Source organism: Serinicoccus chungangensis (assembly GCF_001483745.1).
Taxonomy (GTDB): Bacteria; Actinomycetota; Actinomycetes; order Actinomycetales; family Dermatophilaceae; genus Ornithinicoccus; species Ornithinicoccus chungangensis_A.
On the sequence record NZ_LQBL01000003.1, the window covers coordinates 212361 to 230747 of the forward strand.

At 73.5% G+C, this 18387-nt stretch carries 16 protein-coding genes; 6 read left to right on the forward strand and 10 right to left on the reverse strand.

What is annotated here, in order from left to right:
• Nucleotides 1–10 precede the first annotated feature (10 nt).
• Nucleotides 11–427 carry a hypothetical protein gene (locus AVL62_RS02665; protein ID WP_058890126.1) on the reverse strand — a complete coding sequence of 139 codons (417 nt, stop codon included), beginning with the start codon at nucleotides 425–427 and terminating at the stop codon, nucleotides 11–13.
• A gap of 98 nt (nucleotides 428–525) precedes the next feature.
• On the opposite strand from AVL62_RS02665, the gene AVL62_RS02670 reads away from it, so the two are divergent.
• On the forward strand, nucleotides 526–1494 hold the full coding sequence (locus AVL62_RS02670; RefSeq protein WP_058890127.1) for a DUF368 domain-containing protein: 969 nt from the start codon (nucleotides 526–528) through the stop codon (nucleotides 1492–1494).
• 160 nt (nucleotides 1495–1654) lie between these two features.
• Here the strand turns inward: AVL62_RS02670 and AVL62_RS02675 are convergent, their stop codons facing one another.
• From AVL62_RS02675 to AVL62_RS02690, 4 genes are all read right to left on the reverse strand, one after another.
• Entirely contained in the window at nucleotides 1655–3196 is a 1542-nt protein-coding gene (locus tag AVL62_RS02675; RefSeq protein WP_058890128.1) for a dihydrolipoamide acetyltransferase family protein, read from the reverse strand.
• 69 nt (nucleotides 3197–3265) lie between these two features.
• The gene (locus tag AVL62_RS02680; protein ID WP_058890129.1) at nucleotides 3266–4285 is read right to left on the reverse strand and encodes an alpha-ketoacid dehydrogenase subunit beta; all 1020 of its coding nucleotides are present in this window, start codon (nucleotides 4283–4285) and stop codon (nucleotides 3266–3268) included.
• Nucleotides 4286–4294: 9 nt separating this feature from the next.
• Nucleotides 4295–5476, reverse strand: coding sequence for a pyruvate dehydrogenase (acetyl-transferring) E1 component subunit alpha (gene pdhA, locus AVL62_RS02685; RefSeq protein WP_058890130.1), 1182 nt, complete (start codon nucleotides 5474–5476; stop codon nucleotides 4295–4297).
• A 129-nt stretch (nucleotides 5477–5605) separates the two neighbouring features.
• On the reverse strand, nucleotides 5606–5989 hold the full coding sequence (locus AVL62_RS02690; RefSeq protein ID WP_058890131.1) for a phage holin family protein: 384 nt from the start codon (nucleotides 5987–5989) through the stop codon (nucleotides 5606–5608).
• A gap of 41 nt (nucleotides 5990–6030) precedes the next feature.
• On the opposite strand from AVL62_RS02690, the gene hisC reads away from it, so the two are divergent.
• Complete coding sequence (hisC, locus tag AVL62_RS02695) at nucleotides 6031–7122, forward strand: histidinol-phosphate transaminase (protein WP_058890132.1); 1092 nt, start codon at nucleotides 6031–6033, stop codon at nucleotides 7120–7122.
• A 62-nt stretch (nucleotides 7123–7184) separates the two neighbouring features.
• Here hisC and AVL62_RS02700 read toward each other — a convergent pair whose 3' ends face one another.
• Nucleotides 7185–7583, reverse strand: coding sequence for a hypothetical protein (locus AVL62_RS02700; RefSeq protein WP_058890133.1), 399 nt, complete (start codon nucleotides 7581–7583; stop codon nucleotides 7185–7187).
• A 106-nt stretch (nucleotides 7584–7689) separates the two neighbouring features.
• Between AVL62_RS02700 and AVL62_RS02705 the strand changes: the two genes are divergently transcribed.
• From AVL62_RS02705 to meaB, 3 genes are read left to right on the forward strand one after another with little or no spacing between them, the layout of a single operon-like run.
• Entirely contained in the window at nucleotides 7690–9672 is a 1983-nt protein-coding gene (locus AVL62_RS02705; protein WP_058890134.1) for a methylmalonyl-CoA mutase family protein, read from the forward strand.
• Nucleotides 9669–12089: a methylmalonyl-CoA mutase gene (gene scpA, locus AVL62_RS02710; RefSeq protein ID WP_153011609.1), complete on the forward strand. Its 2421-nt coding sequence runs from the start codon at nucleotides 9669–9671 to the stop codon at nucleotides 12087–12089. The genes AVL62_RS02705 and scpA overlap by 4 nt, the downstream gene beginning before the upstream one ends.
• Nucleotides 12052–13197, forward strand: coding sequence for a methylmalonyl Co-A mutase-associated GTPase MeaB (gene meaB / locus AVL62_RS02715; protein ID WP_058890136.1), 1146 nt, complete (start codon nucleotides 12052–12054; stop codon nucleotides 13195–13197). The genes scpA and meaB overlap by 38 nt, the downstream gene beginning before the upstream one ends.
• Before the next feature lie 127 nt (nucleotides 13198–13324).
• Here the strand turns inward: meaB and AVL62_RS18025 are convergent, their stop codons facing one another.
• Entirely contained in the window at nucleotides 13325–13447 is a 123-nt protein-coding gene (locus AVL62_RS18025; RefSeq protein ID WP_268793627.1) for a hypothetical protein, read from the reverse strand.
• A 369-nt stretch (nucleotides 13448–13816) separates the two neighbouring features.
• Here AVL62_RS18025 and AVL62_RS02720 point away from each other — a divergent pair, with 369 nt between their 5' ends.
• The gene (locus AVL62_RS02720) at nucleotides 13817–16069 is read left to right on the forward strand and encodes an HNH endonuclease signature motif containing protein (RefSeq protein WP_153011610.1); all 2253 of its coding nucleotides are present in this window, start codon (nucleotides 13817–13819) and stop codon (nucleotides 16067–16069) included.
• 123 nt (nucleotides 16070–16192) lie between these two features.
• Here the strand turns inward: AVL62_RS02720 and AVL62_RS18155 are convergent, their stop codons facing one another.
• From AVL62_RS18155 to AVL62_RS02735, 3 genes are all read right to left on the reverse strand, one after another.
• Nucleotides 16193–16702: a GNAT family N-acetyltransferase gene (locus AVL62_RS18155; protein ID WP_083518607.1), complete on the reverse strand. Its 510-nt coding sequence runs from the start codon at nucleotides 16700–16702 to the stop codon at nucleotides 16193–16195.
• Between the two features lie 98 nt (nucleotides 16703–16800).
• Nucleotides 16801–17574, reverse strand: coding sequence for a CPBP family intramembrane glutamic endopeptidase (locus AVL62_RS02730; RefSeq protein WP_058890138.1), 774 nt, complete (start codon nucleotides 17572–17574; stop codon nucleotides 16801–16803).
• Nucleotides 17575–17729: 155 nt separating this feature from the next.
• Nucleotides 17730–18338, reverse strand: a complete 609-nt coding sequence (locus AVL62_RS02735) for a hypothetical protein (protein ID WP_058890139.1) — start codon at nucleotides 18336–18338, stop codon at nucleotides 17730–17732.
• Nucleotides 18339–18387 lie beyond the last annotated feature (49 nt).

The window sequence follows — 18387 nt, forward strand, 5'->3', positions numbered from 1 at the left end:
GCCCCCCGGCTCAGCGCCCCCCGGCTCGGCGCCCGCGCGCCCCGCGGCTGAACCACCACAGGCCGCCGACGAAGAGCGCGAGCACCGCCAGCACCGTCCCCGCCACCCACAGCCCGGGCGCCCACCCGAGGGTGACGTCGAGGATCACCGCGACGAGCGCGATGGCCAGCCCGCCCTGCGCGGCGAGCCGGGTGGCCCGGAACTGCGCCAGCGCCTCGGCACGGTCGGCCTCGCTCCCGGTCACCAGCCGGGCGGCCGGCTCCAGGCGCCGGCTCACGGACTGGAGCACGGCATACCCGAGGAAGAAGCCCGCCCCGAGCACCGCCACCCGGGTGTTGCCGCGGGACAGCCCGACGATGAGCACGACCACCGCGGCGAGGGTGGTCAGCGCGGTGAAGATGCGGTCCTTGAGGCGGGGCCGGGGCATGGGCCGATGGTATGCCGTGCCCTCACCACCCCCTCGCGCGCGCCGCGCCCGCCCGGAACCGGTCCGGCGCCCCCGTGGCTCCCGTACGCTGGACGACTGTGACCGACACCTCCCGCGCCGCCTCGCAGCACGCCGCCCGCAGCCGGAAGCTGCTCCCGCTGGACCTCCTGCGCGGCTTCCTCATCGGCATAGCCGAGCTCATCCCCGGGGTCTCCGGGGGCACCGTCGCCCTCGTCACCGGGCTCTACGAGCAGCTCATCGGCAGCGCCTCGCACGTCGTGTCCGCGGCCAAGGCGCTCGTCGTCGGTGACGAGCGCGGCCGGGTCCAGGGTGCGCTGACCGAGCTGCGCCGCACCAACTGGTGGCTGCTGGTCCCCGTCCTCGTCGGCATGGTGCTGGCCGTCCTCACCATGGCCGGGGTGATGAGCCGCTTCGTCACCGAGGCCCCCGAGCACGCCCGCGGGCTCTTCCTCGGCATGGTCGCGACCAGCGTGGCGGTGCCGCTGCGGATGCTCACCGAGCGCCGCCGGCCCGTGTGGCTGGAGGTCGTGCTGGCCGTCGGTGCCGCGGTGCTGGCCTGGACGCTCATCGGGTTCGCCGGCGGCCAGGCGGTCGCCGACCCCCCGCTGATCCTCGTCTTCGGGGCGGCGGCCGTGGCCATCTGCGCGCTGGTGGTCCCCGGGGTGTCCGGGTCCTTCTTCCTGCTGGCCGTCGGCCTCTACACCACCACCCTCGACGCCGTGGACTCGCGTGACCTGCTCTACATCGGCGTCTTCGCGCTGGGCGCGGCCACCGGCCTGGCGTCCTTCGTGCAGCTGCTCAGCTGGCTGCTGGAGCACCACCGCCGCTCGACCCTCATCGTCATGGCCGGGCTCATGGTCGGCTCGCTGCGGGCGCTGTGGCCGTGGCAGGAGTCGGCCGGCGGCGAGGACCACGGGCCCGGCGCGCTCGTCGCGCCCTACGCCCCCGTGCTCGGACCGGTTCTCCTGGCCCTGCTGGGTGCCGCGGTGGTCGCCGTGCTCGTGGTCGTCGAGGCCCGCAGCAGCAGCGCCGACGAGCAGGACTGACTCAGGCCCAGGCGACAGGAACCGGCGCCCGAGCGCCGCGGCATACCGATCTGGACATAGGTTTCTGGGACCCGTCGCCCAGAAACCTATGTCCAGAAGCTCAGGTCAGCAGGGGCCAGCCAGGGGCCAGCGCAGGGCAGCGCCGACGAGAAGGACCGGCTCAGGCCCAGGCGAGCGCCCGGGCCGGGTCCTCGAGCAGCGCGGCCAGGTCGGCGAGGAACATCGAGCCCAGCTCGCCGTCGATGAGGCGGTGGTCGAAGCTCACCGCGAGCTGGGTGACCCAGCGCGGCTCGATCCGCTCCTGCTCGCCCTCGCCGACGACCCACGGCATCCGCCGGACGGCGCCGAAGCAGACGATCGCGGACTCCCCCGGGTTGATGATCGGGGTGCCGGTGTCGATGCCGAAGACCCCGACGTTGGTGATGGTGATGGTGCCGCCGGACATGTCGGCCGGCTGGGTGCGCCCCGCCTTGGCGGTCGCCACCAGGTCGGTCATCGCCTCGGCCAGCTGCCGCAGGTCCATGAGGTCGGCGTCCTTGATGTTGGGCACGACCAGGCCCCGCGGCGTCGCGGCGGCGATGCCGAGGTTGACGTAGTTGCGCTGCACGATCTGCTGCGCGTCCTCGTCCCAGACGGCGTTCATCCCCGGGTTGCGCCGGACCGCGACGGTCATCGCCTTGGCGAGCACGAGCAGCGGGTTGATCCGCAGGTCCCGGAACGCCCGGTCCGCCTTGAGCCGGTCGATGAGCTCCATCGTCCGGGTGACGTCGACGGTGACGAACTCGGTGACGTGCGGCGCGGTGAACGCCGAGCCCACCATCGCCTGCGCCGTCATCTTGCGCACGCCCTTGACGTCGGTGCGCTCCTCGCGCTCACCCGAGCGGTCGAACACCGGTCGCTGGTATGCCGACCGCCCGGTGACGCCGGCCGCCTCACCCGCACGACCGGTCGCCCCGGTCGAGGGGGAACCATCCGCGGCGCCCGGTGGGGTCGAGGAGGAACCACCCGCGGCGCCCGGTGGGGTCGAGGAGGAACCACTCGCGGCGCCCGGTGGGGTCGGGCGGGGCGCGGGCGCGCCTGCGGGGGCCCCCTCCAGGAAGGCGTCGATGTCGGAGCGCCGGACGATGCCGGTGGGCCCGGCGGCGTCCACCTCGTTGATGTCGACGCCGCGGTCCTTGGCGTACTTGCGCACCGGGGGCGAGGCCTTGGCCTTGCGCTGGGGCGCGGACGCCGCCTCCGCCTCGGCGCCGGAGGCCCCCCGGCGCCGCTTGCGGCGGGTGGTCGACCCCTCGATGGCGCCGTAGCCGACGAGCATCGCCTCGCGGGTGCTCCCGGTGCTGCTCCCGCCGTCCTCGGGCGGGCTGGGGACCAGGTCGTCGGAGGCCGCGGCTGCCTCGTCGGTGACGTCCTCGACGTCGGTGCCGGCGCCCCCGCCCGCGGCAGCGGCACCCCCGCCGCCCTCGCCGGAGCCGTCGTCCACGACGACGATCGGGGTGCCGACCTCGACCTCGTCACCCTCGGCGGCCAGGATCTTGGTGACGGTGCCGGCCCACGGGATCGGCAGCTCCACGAGCGACTTCGCGGTCTCCACCTCGACCACGATGTCGTTGGTCCTCACGGTGTCGCCCTCGGCGACCTTCCACTGGATGATCGTCGCCTCGACGAGGCCTTCGCCGGGGTCGGGGAGCTTGAACTCGGGCACGAGGGCCGCCTCCTGGGTGGGCTGGCTGAGCTGGTCTGGGCGTGGGTGGTCGGGACGGGCGGGCTGCGGTCAGTAGGCGAGCACGGTCTCGACGGCGTGCAGGACGCGGTCGAGGTCGGGGAGGAAGACCTCCTCGTGCCGGCTCGGCGGGTAGGGGATGTTGTAGCCGCCGACCCGCAGGACCGGCGCCTCGAGGTGGTAGAAGCAGTGCTCCTGCACGTGCGCGGCCAGCTCGGAGGTGATGCTGGCGAAGGTCTGCGCCTCGGACAGCGCGACGCACCGCCCGGTCTTGCGCACCGACGCCTCGATGACGTCGACGTCCAGCGGCGACAGCGAGCGCAGGTCGACGACCTCGATCGAGGGGCCGTCCTCGAGCTCGGCGGCCTGCGCCGCGGCGTGCGCGACCTTGACCATCGGGCCGTAGGTGAGGACGGTGACGTCGCTGCCCTCCACCCGGACGACGGCGTCCTCCAGCGCGTGCGGCGCGTCCTCGAGCGAGCTGCCGCCCCCCTCGCCCAGGTCGAGGACCCCGCGCTCGTGGTAGCGGCGCTTGGGCTCGTAGAACACGACGGGGTCGTCGCTGGCGATCGCCTGCTGCATCATCCAGTAGGCGTCCTCGGTGCCGGAGCAGGTGACCACCCGCAGCCCGGCCGTGTGCGCGAAGTAGGACTCGTTGGACTCGCTGTGGTGCTCGACCGCGCCGATGCCGCCGCCGTAGGGGATGCGGATGACCATCGGCACCTTGAGCGCCCCCAGGCTGCGGTTGTGCATCTTGGCGACCTGGCTGACGATCTGGTCGAAGGCGGGGTAGACGAACCCGTCGAACTGGATCTCGACGACCGGGCGGTAGCCGCGCAACGCCATACCGACCGCGGCCCCCATGATCCCGGACTCGGCCAGCGGGGTGTCGACGACCCGGTCCTCACCGAAGTCCTTCTGCAGGCCCTCGGTGATGCGGAACACCCCGCCCAGCTTGCCGACGTCCTCGCCCATGAGGACGACCTTGGGGTCGCGCTCCATCGCCGCGCGCATCCCGGCGTTGAGCGCCTTGGCGATCGTCATCCGGGTCGCCGTGCTCTGCGTGCTCATCGCTGCCCCTCAGTCCTCGAAGTCGGCCTGGTAGTCGGCGAAGGCCTGAGCCTCGCGCTCGATGAGTCGGTGCGGCTCGGCGTACACGTGCGCGAACATCTCCTCGTGCGGCGGGTCGGGCATCGTCTGGCAGGCCTTGCGGATCCGCGCGGCGAGCTCGTCGGCCTCCTCCTGCGTCCGCTCCAGCCAGGCGTCGTCGACGACGCCACGGCCCCGCAGGTATGCCGTCATCCGGTCGATCGGGTCCTTCGCCTTCCAGGCGTCGACCTCGGCGGAGATGCGGTACTTGGTCGGGTCGTCGGAGGTCGTGTGCGCGCCCATCCGGTAGGTGAACGCCTCGATGAGCGTCGGCCCCTGGCCGTTGCGCGCGCGGTCGAGGGCGTAGCGGCTCACCGCGTAGCTCGCGAGCACGTCGTTGCCGTCGACCCGGACGCCGGGGAAGCCGAAGCCGTCGGCGCGGCGGTAGGGCGGGATGGTGAACTGCCGGTCGTTGGGCTCGGAGATCGCCCAGTGGTTGTTCTGGACGTAGAACACGACCGGCGCGTTGGTCACCGCGGCGAAGACGAGCGACTCGTTGAAGTCGCCCTGCGCGGTGCCGCCGTCACCGGTGAACGCCATGACCGCGGTGTCGCGCTCGGGGTCCCCGGTGCCGACCGCCCCGTCGCGGTCCACGCCCATGGCGTAGCCGACGGCGTGCAGCATCTGGTTGCCGATGACGATGGTGTAGAGGTGGAAGTTGTTGTCGTTGGAGTCCCAGCCCCCGTGGTTGACCCCCCGGAACATGCCGAGCAGGTTCTCCGGCGGCACCCCCTTGCACCAGGCCACGCCGTGCTCGCGGTAGCCCGGGAAGGCGTAGTCCTGCGGCCGCATCGCCCGCCCCGCCCCGACCTGGGCGGCCTCCTGGCCGAGCAGGCTGGGCCACAGCCCGAGCTCGCCCTGGCGCTGCAGCGCGAACCCCTCGGCGTCGACGCGGCGGACGAGGATGAGGTCGCGCAGCAGGCCGCGCAGGTCGTCCTCGTCGAGGTCCTCGAGGTATGCCGCGTAGGGCTCGGTCTGCGGCGTCACCTCCAGCCGGGTGCCGTCCGCGGCGAGGAACTGGACCATGTCCGGGCCGCCGTCGGTGATGTCCCGCTCGGGCGGCTCGTGGCTGGTGGGGGTGGCGCCCTCCGGCGCGACCTCGTCGTCGCTCACCCAAAAACTCCTTCTGCCGTTGACCTGGCCGGAACGTTACCGCAGACGTCAACCTGACCTCGGAGCACGTCGCGGCAGCGGTGGTGGCGCGGGCAGCCGCGTCCGGCAGCGGCCACCGGGGCCCGCGGGTCAGGCGCGGTCGCGCCCGTCCGGGAGCAGCATGCTCACGAACAGCGAGACGATCGAGATGATGATCGACCCGAGGATCGCGCTCCAGAAGAGGTCGTCGACGCTGAAGTTGAGACCGAGGACACCGGAGAGCCAGGACGTCAGCAGCAGCATGAGCGCGTTGATGACGATGAGGAAGAGCCCGAGGGTGAGCACGATGAGCGGCAGCGAGAGCAGCTGCACCAGGGGCCGGACGACGGCGTTGACGAGGCCGAAGACGAGCGCGACGCCGAGGATGGTGAGCAGCTGGCTCACCCCCTGGCCGCCGAACTCGATCCCGGAGACGAGGGCGGAGGCGACCCACAGGGCGACGCCGTTGGCGACGACGGAGGCGAGGAGCTTCATACCTGCATGATCCCACGCACCGGCGTCGTTACGCTGACGACATGACCGAGCAGCCCAGCCCCGTCCGTCTGCGGTCCGCCCTGAGCGGCGTGCCCGCCTACGTCCCCGGGAAGCCGCCGGCGCCGGTCGAGGGGGTCACGGCCTACAAGATCTCCTCCAACGAGAACCCGCACCCGCCGCTGCCCTCGGTGCTCGACGCGATCTCGCAGGCCGCGCAGAGCGTCAACCGCTACCCCGACATGGGCGTGGTGGCGCTCACCGAGGCGCTGGCCGCGGACCTCGGGGTGCCGGTCGAGCAGGTGGCCACGGGCACCGGCAGCGTCGCCGTCCTCACCCAGCTCGTCGCGATCACCTGCGACCCCGGCGACGAGGTCGTCTACGCCTGGCGCAGCTTCGAGGCCTACCCGATCGTCGTGGCGCTCTCCGGCGCGGCCTCGGTGCAGGTCCCGCTGGACGAGCACGCCCGGCACGACCTGGACGCGATGGCCGACGCCATCACCGACCGGACCCGGCTCGTCCTCGTGTGCACCCCCAACAACCCCACGGGCCCGGCGGTGCGCGCCGACGAGCTGGATGCCTTCCTCGACCGCGTGCCCGACGACGTGCTCGTCGTCATCGACGAGGCCTACCTCGAGTTCACCACCGAGGAGTCGGTGCCGGACGCGCTCGCGGTCGCCCGCGACCGGCCCAACGTCGTCGTGCTGCGCACCTTCTCCAAGGCCTACGGGCTGGCCGGGCTGCGGGTGGGGTATGCCGTGGCGCACCCCGAGATCGCGACCGCGCTGCGCAAGGCGGCGACCCCCTTCGGTGTGACCGACCTGGCGCAGCAGGCGGCGATCGCGAGCCTGGCGGCGCGCGACGAGCTGCTCGCGCGGGTGGAGGAGCTCGTCGCCGAGCGCGAGCGGGTGGTCGCCGCGCTGCGCGACCAGGGCTGGGACGTCCCCCAGGCGCAGGGCAACTTCTGCTGGCTGCCGCTCGGCGACGACGCGGTGGCCTTCGCCCAGGCGGCGCAGGCGCGCGGGCTCATGGTGCGGCCCTTCGCCGGCGACGGGGTGCGGTGCACCATCGGCGAGACCGAGGCCAACGACCGGCTGGTCGACGTGGCGCGGGAGTGGCTCTCGACCCAGGGCTGAGGGACGCTCCCTCGGGGACAAGGGACGCTCCCCTCGGGACACCTGCCCCGGGGAGGTGGGCGTCAGGTGTGCCGGTTGCCGAGGGTGCGCCGCGTGAGCGTCGCCACGGCATACGTCATCGCCCAGCTCGTGACGGCCACGACGAGCGTCGGCACGAGCACCCCCTGACCCTGCTGCGCGACGGCGAGGCCGAAGAACCACGGCACCGTCATCCCGACCGCCCCGGCCGTGGCCATCATCCAGCCGCGGCCCCGGGGCCCGGCGATGAGCTGGGCCGCGACCGCCATGACGGCGAGGTTGCCGTAGGCCATGAGGACCTGGAAGACCTCGCCGGACCCGCGCTGCACGCTCCAGGACTGGCCGGCCACCCACGCGAGGATCCCGCCGAGCAGCATGACCGGGACGCCCTTGCGCAGGGAGCCGGTGGCCACGGCGCTGGAGCCGTGGGGGGAGAGTGACATCGGGCCTCCTTCGGTCCCTCCACAGTAGTCGGCCCCCGGCCCGGCGGGGCCACGGCGGCGTTACGATCCAGGTGCCGTGTCCGTCACTCGAGGGAGAGCGCCACCGATGGAGGAGACCATCCAGCCGGCCGAGGACGTCGTGGACGCGCTGCCCGAGGTGCTGGCGCTGGCCTCGTCCTTCCCCGCGGCCACCCGCGGGCAGTGGGAGGAGCAGGTCGTCCGGGTGCTCAACCGGCGACGCCCCGCGGACCGGCAGCTCTCCGCCGAGCAGTGCCTCGACGCGCTGCGCACCCGCACCGTCGACGGGCTGACGATCGAGCCGCTCTACCCCCCGGCCGGGAGCGACCTCGGCGAGCCCGGCGTCGCCCCGTTCCGTCGGGGCACCACGGTCCGCCGCGACGGCGCGTGGGACGTGCGCGCCCTGCACGACGACCCGGACACCGCGGCCGGCGCGGAGGCGGTGCTCACCGACCTCGAGCGCGGCGTCACCTCGCTGTGGGTGCGGGTCGGCGCCGGTGCGGTCGCCCCGGCCGACCTCGGCCGGCTGCTCTCCGGCGTGGAGCTGGGCCTGGCGCCGGTCGCCGTCTCCAGCGAGGACGACCAGGGCACCGCGGCCCGCGCGCTGCTGGCGGTCTCCGTCGAGCGAGGTATGCCGCTCGCCCCCGGCAGCAACCTCGGGCTCGACCCGGTGGCGCACGCCGCGGTGACCGGCACCCCCGTCGACGTCGCCGGGGTCGGCGAGCTCACCCGCCACGTGCTGGCCGACCATCCCGGGGTGCGCGCCGTCACGGTGGACGCGTGCGTCTACCACGACGCGGGCGGCTCCGACGTCGACGAGCTGGGGCTCGCGGTCGCCGCCGGCATCGCCCACCTGCGGGTCCTGGAGGCCGCCGGGGTGGGGCCGGAGCAGGCGGCCGGCCAGCTGGACTTCCGGGTGTCGGCGGGCGCCGACCAGTTCCTCACCATCGCCCGGCTCCGGGCGCTGCGCGTGCTGTGGTCCCGGGTCCTGCAGGAGTGCGGGGTGCCGGCCGCGCAGCGAGGAGCCCGCCAGCACGCGGTCACCTCGTGGCGGATGCTCACCCGCGACGACCCCTGGGTCAACATGCTGCGGGCCACGACCTCGACCTTCGCCGCGGCGGTCGGGGGCGCCGAGGCGGTCACCGTGCTGCCCTTCGACCACGTGCACGGCTACCCCGACGCCTTCTCCCGTCGGGTCGCCCGCAACGCCCAGGTCGTGCTGGCCGAGGAGGCGGGCATCGGGCGGGTCACCGACCCGGCCGGGGGCTCGGGCTACGTCGAGTCCCTCACCGACGACCTCGCGGCCCGGGCCTGGGAGCTCGTGCAGCGGGTCGAGGCGGAAGGGGGCCTGGTGCGGGCGCTGGACCACTCGTCGCTCGTGCAGGACCTGCTCGCCGCGAGCCGGGAGGAGCGGGCCCGGCGCGTCGCCGACCGCACCGCCCCCATCACCGGGGTCAGCAGCTTCCCCGCGACCGACGAGACCCCGCTGGCCCGGGTGCCGCGCCTGGCGCCGGTCACCGGCGGGCTGCCCAGGGTGCGGGACGCCGCGGTCTTCGAGGCGCTGCGCGACCGGTCGCGCGCCCATGAGCAGGAGCACGGCGAGCCCCCGCAGGTCCTGCTCGTCGGCATCGGCACCCGACGCGACTTCGGGCCGCGCGAGACCTTCACCGCCAGCCTGCTCGCGGCGGGCGGCATCCGCGGCGTGCTGGTCGAGGTCGCCGGGCTCCCCGACGGGGACGCCGACACGCAGACCGCTGACACCGCCGGCACGCAGACCGTTGACACCGCCGGCACCCAGACCGCTGACACCGCCGAGGTCCTGGCGACCGCCCTCCGCGAGACGGGGTCGCCGGTCGCCGTCCTCACCTCCAGCGCCGAGCGGTACGCCGAGCACGGCCCCGCCCTCGCCCGCGCGCTCAGGCGGGCCGGCGCGAGCACGGTGCTGCTCGCCGGCTCCGAGCGCGAGCTGGGCGACCCCGACGCGTCCCTCGTCGACGGCGCGGTACGGGCCGGCATGGACGTGGTCGCCTTCCTCGACGACCTGCTCGACACCCTGGGGGTGGCCCGGTGACGATCCCCGACTTCAGCCAGGTCCCGCTCTCCCCCGACCCCGACCCCCACCCCGACCGAGCGTCGCGAGTGGTTGCCCCCGACCCCCACCGAGCGCCGCCAGTGGTTGCTGGCGACGCCTCCGACCCGGGCGGCACGGCATACCCCGACCTGCCCGAGCCGTGGCACACCCCCGAGCACATCGACGTCGCCCCGGTCTACGGCCAGACCGACCTGGCGCCGCTGGACTTCCTCGACACCTGGCCGGGGCTGCCGCCGTTCCTGCGCGGGCCCTACCCGACGATGTACGTCAACCAGCCGTGGACGATCCGGCAGTACGCCGGGTTCTCGACCGCGCAGGCGTCCAACGCGTTCTACCGCCGCAACCTGGCGGCCGGGCAGAAGGGCCTCTCGGTCGCCTTCGACCTGGCCACCCACCGCGGCTACGACTCCGACCACCCGCGGGTCGAGGGTGACGTCGGCATGGCCGGGGTGGCCATCGACTCCATCCTCGACATGCGCCAGCTCTTCGACGGCATCCCGCTGGACCAGATGTCCGTCTCGATGACGATGAACGGTGCCGTGCTGCCGGTCCTGGCCCTGTATGTCGTGGCCGCCGAAGAGCAGGGGGTGGCGCCGGAGCAGCTCTCGGGGACGATCCAGAACGACATCCTCAAGGAGTTCATGGTCCGCAACACCTACATCTACCCGCCGGGCCCCTCGATGCGGATCATCTCCGACATCTTCGCCTTCACCAGCGCGCGGATGCCGCGGTTCAACTCGATCTCCATCTCGGGCTACCACATCCAGGAGGCGGGGGCCACGGCCGACCTCGAGCTCGCCTACACCCTGGCGGACGGGGTGGAGTACCTCCGCGCCGGACAGGCCGCCGGCCTCGACGTCGACGCCTTCGCCCCGCGGCTGTCCTTCTTCTGGGGCATCGGCATGAACTTCGCGATGGAGGTCGCCAAGCTGCGCGCGGCGCGGCTGCTGTGGGCGCGGCTCGTGCAGCGGTTCGGCGCCCAGGACCCGAAGTCGCTCTCGCTGCGCACGCACAGCCAGACCTCCGGCTGGTCGCTGACGGCGCAGGACGTCTACAACAACGTGACCCGCACCTGCGTCGAGGCCATGGCCGCGACCCAGGGGCATACCCAGTCGTTGCACACCAACGCCCTCGACGAGGCGATCGCGCTCCCGACCGACTTCAGCGCGCGCATCGCCCGCAACACCCAGCTCTTCCTGCAGCAGGAGTCCGGCACGACCCGGGTCATCGACCCGTGGGGCGGCAGCGCCTACATCGAGCGCCTGACCCACGACCTGGCGCGCGCCGCGTGGGCGCACATCGAGGAGGTCGAGGAGGCCGGGGGTATGGCGTCGGCCATCGAGGCGGGTATCCCCAAGATGCGGGTCGAGGAGGCGGCGGCGCGCACCCAGGCGCGGATCGACGGGGGGACGCAGCCGCTCGTCGGGGTCAACCGTTACCCGTTGGAGGAGCCGGAGAGCCTCGACGTGCTCAAGATCGACAACGCCCAGGTCCGCCGCGACCAGCTGGCGAAGCTGGAGCGGCTGCGGGCCGAGCGCGACGAGGACGCCTGCCGGGCCGCGTTGGCCGCGCTCACCGCGGGTGCCCGGGCGGCCGTGGAGGACGGCAGCGAGCCGGACCCGGGCGACCTCTCGCAGAACCTCCTGGCCCTCGCCATCGACGCCGCGCGGGCGCACGCCACCGTCGGGGAGATCTCGGACGCGATGGAGGAGGTCTTCGGGCGCTACACGGCGCAGGTCCGGACCATCAGCGGCGTCTACGCGAAGGAAGCCATGGGATCGAGCGGGACCGGGTCGTTGGAGCGCACGCTGGCGCTGGTCGAGGAGTTCGAGGCGGCCGAGGGCCGGCGGCCGCGGATCCTCGTGGCGAAGATGGGCCAGGACGGGCACGACCGCGGTCAGAAGGTCATCGCCACCGCCTTCGCCGACCTGGGCTTCGACGTGGACGTCGGCCCGCTCTTCCAGACCCCGGCGGAGGCCGCGCGGCAGGCGGTCGAGGGCGACGTGCACGTCGTCGGGGTGTCGTCCTTGGCGGCCGGTCACCTCTACCTCGTGCCGGCCCTGCGGCGGGAGCTCGACGAGCTGGGCCGGGACGACATGATGATCGTCGTCGGCGGCGTCATCCCGGACGGCGACGTGGCGCAGCTGCACGAGCTGGGGGCCGACGCGATCTACCCTCCGGGCACGGTCATCCCCGTGGCGGCGGCGGAGCTGGTGCGCCAGCTGAGCCGGCGGCTGGGGCACGACGGGGCTGACGGCGCGCAGGCCGGTGGCGAGCTGAGTGACGGCGCGCAGGGTGACGCCGGCGCCCAGGGTGACGCATCGCACGGCGCCGCCGCGCAGGGTGACGCGGCGCGGGATGACGCCGGCGCGCAGGGCGGCCGCCCGGGTGCCTAGGCCGGTCGACGTCGACGACCTAGCCGGGGGCGTCACCTCCGGCTCGCGCGCGCACCTCGCGCGCGCCATCACCCTCGTGGAGTCGACCCACCCGTCCCACCGCGCCGCCGCCCGAGACCTGCTGCGCCGCCTCGCCCCCGCGACGGGCGAGACGGCATACCCGGAGGCCGCAGACCCCACCGGGACGTCTGCCCACGACCCGGACGAAGGGGTCGGCGAGCGCGTGACGCCCCCGACCGCCTCCACCCCGTCGGTGCGCCTCGGCATCTCCGGCGTGCCGGGCGCGGGCAAGTCGACCTTCATCAACGCGCTGGGGCTGCGGCTCATCGACGAGGGGCACCGGGTCGCGGTGCTGGCCGTCGACCCCTCCTCCGCACGCTCGGGCGGGTCGATCCTGGGCGACCGGACCCGGATGGGCGAGCTGACCGCCTCCCCCGACGCCTTCGTCCGGCCCTCTCCGACCGGCCTGCACCTGGGTGGCGTCGCCCGGGCCACGCGGGAGTCGATGATGGTGGTCGAGGCGGCCGGGTTCGACGTCGTCGTCGTCGAGACCGTCGGGGTCGGGCAGTCCGAGGTGGCGGTGGCCGAGATGGTCGACACCTTCCTGCTCCTCACGCTGGCCCGCGCCGGCGACCAGCTGCAGGGAATCAAGCGCGGCATCCTCGAGATCGCCGACGTCATCGCGGTCAACAAGGCCGACGGCCCGCACGCCGCCGAGGCCCGCGGCACGGCCCGCGAGCTCTCCATCGCGATGCGGCTGCTGCGCGGCGGGGAGGGCGAGCGCCGGGTGCCCGTCCTCACCTGCAGCGCTCTCTCCACCGACGGCCTCGACGAGGTATGGCGCGAGGTCCTCGCCCATCGCGCCCACCTCGAGTCGTCGGTCGAGGGTGGTCTCGCGCGGCGACGCGGGGAGCAGCAGCTGCAGTGGCTGTGGGCCTTGCTGCAGACCGAGCTGTGGTCGGCGTTCCGCGCTGCCCCGGCCGTGCGTGAGGTGGCCGCCGAGGTCGAGCGGGAGATCCGCGGGCAGCGGCTGAGCGCGGTCGAAGGGGCGCAGCGGATACTCGAGGCCTTCGGCCGGTCCGCCGCCGACCTGCCCTGGTCGCGCTGACCGTCGGCGCCGGGGTCACCCGTCTCCGCTTCACCCTCCCTCCTCGACTTCTCCCGTTCTCCCCCTCCTCGTCACCGTCTCCCGTTCGCCCTCTCCTCGTCACCGTCTCCCGTTCGCCCTCTCCTCGTCACCGTCTCCCGTTCGCCCTCTCCTCGTCGCCCTTCTCCTCCTCGATCCGCGCCCTCGCCCCCTCCCCGTTCGTCCCCTCCTCGTCGCCCTCTCCTCGGTCCGCGCCTTCGACCCCTGCCATCCGCCCCCTCCGCACCTTTCCCCTTCGAACGCCGCTGGCTCCGCCCTGGTGCGCAGGGTCCGCCTCTTCGCCGCCGCTCGCACGTCCGCGTCCTGCCACGCGCCCCTCCTCCGCACCACCGCCGACCGCAGCCGCTGCGCGTCAGCCGAGAAGTCCCGGGCTGTCCACAGCCGGCGCGCACCACTCTCAGCTGTCCACATATCGGCGTGTCGAAGGATGTGATTCGAACATGTGTTCTATGATGGCGGAAGATCGACATCACGGACGGCACAGGGGGTGGCGTCCACTCGGGAAGGGGGTGCGATCGTGACGACCGTCAGTCCAGCGGACCAGGCCAGGGCGCAGTCGCTCCTGCGACACGCCTTGCGCATGACCGGGATGAAGCCGGAGTCGGTCGACGCCATGGCCCGCGCAGCTCTCGCGGTGGGGGCGGTCGACTCAGGCTCCCCGCTCGAGTCCGCCGCTGTTCTCGGCACGTCTCCCTCCCCCTTTCCCCCTCCCTTCGCCGTCCCGCCACCGGAGACTCACAGCCACACCGGCCCGACCGCCCCCACCACCGCCGAGACATCGACCGGCACGGTCACACCCCTCTCCTCCGTCGACGACCACCTCGCCCGCGCCCGCGCCCTGCTGTCGGTCATCGAAGGCGTGACGCAGACGGCAGCCCGCCTCGACGCCGCCCTGGTGCTGGCGGCTCGCCACCAGACCGCCGCCATCGGGAGGTCCCTGCTGGTCCAGCGCGACGTCGGCTCACCCGAGGACCTCAGCACCAACCAGCGCCTGCGCTGGCGGGCCCGGGCCAAGGCGCTGTCACGTCACGAGATCGAGGCAGCCACGGGCTGGGGCTCGGGCGAGGTCGTCGACCTGGTCGGGCTGGCGACCGCACCACGCGAGGCGGCTCAGCCGGCGATCGAGGCGATGGCGACCGGCGTCGCCCCCTGGCGCCTGGCGCGCTCGTTCTGGCGAGACTGCGGCGCTCTCGGCGCCGACGAGGCCGCGCACGTGGCGGAGGTGCTCTTCGGGACGGACGCGGAGCAGTGCGCCCCCGAGCGCCTCGACCCGGACGGTGCGCTCAGCGAGGCCCCGTGGTTCCACCGTGAGTTCCGCGCGGCCCTGCGCCGGGAGGTGACCCGGGTGCGCAGCACCGATCCGGTCGCCGCCCGGGCGGAGCGGGAAGCAGCCCTGGCCAGCCGGAGCATGGGCGTCACGATCGACGAGAACGGCACCGGCACGGTGACGATGCTCGGGTCCGCCCTGCAGGTGACGGCGATCGCCGACCGCGTCGACCAGGCGGCACGTCGCGCGCGGGCCACCGGTGACGAACGCACCCTGGCCCAGCTCCGCACCGACATCGGCCTGTCCCTCATGCTGCACGGCACGGTGCTGCCGCCCGACGCGACGACGTCGCGGCCACCCCGGCCCGTCGCGACGTCAGCATCGGCATCGGCATCGGCATCGGCAACGGCATCGGAGCATGCGCCTGCGCCGGCGGACGACGCGACGACCACCACGGGGTTGCGATGGACCCCGGACCTCGTTCAGATCCTGTCCGGCATGCCCTCCGCCACCCTCCAGGTCGTCGTCCCCTACGCCGCGATCCACGGCGGTCCACCTCAGCCCGCGACCGCGTCGCACGAGCACGCTCCACCACAGCCCGGGCCGCTCGTCGCACCCGTCGACCCGCCCGTCACACCAGCCGATAGCACCTCCGCTGACGAGCTGCTGCTCGTGGGCCAGGTCCTCGGGGCCCACTCTGCCTCCATCTCCGCTGACCAGATCCACGACCTGGCCGTCCTCCCGGGCACCGTCCTGGAACGGATCCTCATCGACCCGGCCGACGGGCGGTGCGTCGAGCGGACCCTGGAGCGCTACCGCCCCGACGCGGCCATGCGCGACCAGATCCTCGCCGCCGACGTCACCTGCCGGGCGCCCGGCTGCCAGGTGCACGCCGCAGCGTGCCAGCTCGACCACGTCATCGAGCACGGCACGGCTGGAGGGATCACGGCCGAGACCAACCTCGCCCCCCTGCACGTCGGGCACCACCACCCCAAGACCCTCAAGGCCTGGGACTGCTCGCTGGCCGAGAACCGTGACATGACGTGGACGAGCCTGCTCGGCCGCCTCTACCGCACGCGGTCCCACGACTACCGTCAGTACGCCCATCTCGTCACGGACGCCGTCGACCGCGTCCACGACGCAGCGACCTCGGATCCTGCCGATCGGCTGCCGCAGATCGACCGTGAGATCCTCCTGACCCTGGCGTTCAGAGCCGCGGGTGAGGGCCTGCAGGCGGGCGACGACACCGTCGAACCCGACGAGGCGCGCTTCGGCGGGTGGGGGTTCGTCTCCCTCACCCACACCGACGAGCGAGGTATGCGTCGCTCCGGCCCGAGCGGCGCGCTCCTCGCCGAGCGTGCTGCGGCGCAGGCTGTCTCGCAGGATCTCTCGAACAGCACCGCCGTTGAGGACCGGGCCCCCAGCTCCTCGCAGGGCCGGGCGGCAGACCCGTCACCGGGCCGGGCGGCAGACCCGTCACCGGACCGGGCGGCAGACCCGTCACCGGACCGGCGCAGGCGCTCCGCGGAGCGCCCGCGCCGGGACGAGGGTCCCCCGCCCTTCTGAGGGGCACGCCCCCGTCCCTGCTGCGCAGAAGAGGAACCGTGGGGGACGCCCCTACCCACGTGCCGGGCACACCTCCCCCACGGGCGCCCTCGCCCCAGGAGGCGCCCCCGGGCCGGGACCGGCTCAGCCCTCGTGGACCGGCGAGACCCCTTCGCCCGCGTAGGTCACGACCTGACCCGGGCGGATCTGCGTACCCCGGCGCATCACGACCTCGCCGTCCACCTCGACCTCGCCGTTCTCGATGACCATGCGAGCCATCGCGCCGTCAGGGACGAGGCCGGCCAGCTTGAGCAGCTGCCCCAGGCGGATGCTCTGGTCGCGGATCGGCACCGTCGGGACGGCGTCACCTTCCGCCCCCTCGACGAGGTCCGCGTGCTCGGGGTGTCGCTCGAGGTAGTCCGGGACGAACGGGCAGGTGGGGCGCACGCGCAGGTGCTCGGCGCGCGCATACTGCAAGGCCTCCTCGACCAGGCGACCACCGAGCCCCTGGCCGCGGGCCGCGGGGTCGACCACGGTGTGCTGGAGGTCGATGACGTCGCCGTCGGTCAGCTCGTAGGACAGGTAGCCGATCGAGCGGCCATCCTCCTGGGCTTCCCAGCGGCTCCGGTCGGCGAGATGCACGATCTGCGTCATGGGTCCAGGGTATGCCGCCCGGCCCGGTCCACCGCCCACAGCACGAGCGCCGTCCCCGCCGTCGGAGCCAGCGCCAGCCTCCCTGGACGAGGACGAGGTCAGAGCCACCCCACCCGGCCGGCGAGCGCGGCATACCCGACGAACGCGACGACGTCGAGCAGGGTGTGCGCCACGACGAGCGGCATGACCCGGCGGGTGCGGGTGTAGAACCACCCGAGGATGATGCCCATCGCGATGTTGCCGACGAACCCCCCGAAGCCCTGGTAGAGGTGGTAGGTGCCCCGCAGCACCGCCGACGTCAGGATGATCGTCCAGGTCGACCAGCCCGCCTGCGCCCACCGGGTGAAGAGGTAGCCGACGGCGATGACCTCCTCCACCACCGAGTTCTGGACCGCGGCGAGGACGAGCACCGGCACGGCCCACCACACGGAGGGCAGGTTGGCGGGGGCGACCGTGGTGTTGACGCCGAGCTCGCGGGCCAGGAGGTAGAGGCCGAGTCCGGGTATGCCGATGACCGCCGCGAGCATCGTCCCCTGCGCGAGGTCGCGGACAGGTCGGGTTCGGTCGAGTCCGAGCAGGCGCCAGGGCCGGGCGACCTCTCGCCCGAGCAGGTGCAGGGCGAGCACGACCGGCACCAGCGCCAGCGCGATGCCGACGAGCTGGTAGGCGAGGTCGATCCACGGCTGGTCGGGGGCCGCGCTGGTGTTCATGCTGGTCGTCTGGGCCGCGAGGCCACCGGGCGCGGTCAGCTTGCGCGTGATGCTGAGCACCGACCACACCGCGGAGGCCCCGAGGCTCACCCCCAGGACGAGCAGCGTCTCGGTCAGCAGGCTGCGTCGGGCGAGGTCGGTCGGTGGAAGGCGGGGGTCCACCCCCTCAGGCTAGGTGCAGGGGCCCCGGTGCGAGGCCTCGGTATGCGGAAGCCTCACCTCCGCGATGCCGCGCGCCCCACCTCCGACGCACGTCGGACTCCCTCATCTGCGTCATCAGGCGGGCCCCACCTCAAGCGGGTGCGGACGGACTCAGCTCAGTCGTCCCAGTCGTCGTCATCATCGTCGTCCCAGTCGTCGTCGTCCCAGTCGTCGTCGCACTCCTCCCACTCGTCGTCGTCCCAGCACATGACCGGTGAGGGCTGCACCGGCGCCGGCTGGGCGGGCGCGGGCTGAGCGGGCGCCGGCTGAGCAGGCGCGGGCTGAGCCGGAGCAGGCTGGGACTCCTGCGCCGCGCGGTCCGCCTCCTGCTGGGCCTTCTGGTCGGCCGCCGCCTGCTCCTCGGCCTTCTTCTCTGCCGCCTTCTTGTCTGCGGCCTTCTTCTCTGCGGCGGCCTCCTCCTCCGCGGCCTTCTCGGCTGCCGCCTCGTCCTCGGCCTGCTGTTCTGCGGCCTGGCGTGCCTGGGCGAACTCCGCGGACAACAGCGTCGTGCCTTGGTGGACCGCGCCCAGGAGGGCGACGCCTCGCACGTCCGGCCCAGCGGCCGACGGGGTCAGTGCGCCCGTGGTCGTCCCCTCGTCCGCCGCGAGCGCACCGGCGACGACGATGCCCTCGGTCTCCTGCGCGTCGGCAGCGGCGTCGATCCACAGCCAGCCGCCGGTGAGACCGATGAGGACGAGCGCGAGGGCAGAGGCGATCATCTTCATGCTCTGCAGTCTTCCTGCCAGGGAGGAGACAAGGGTGAGAGCATCATGA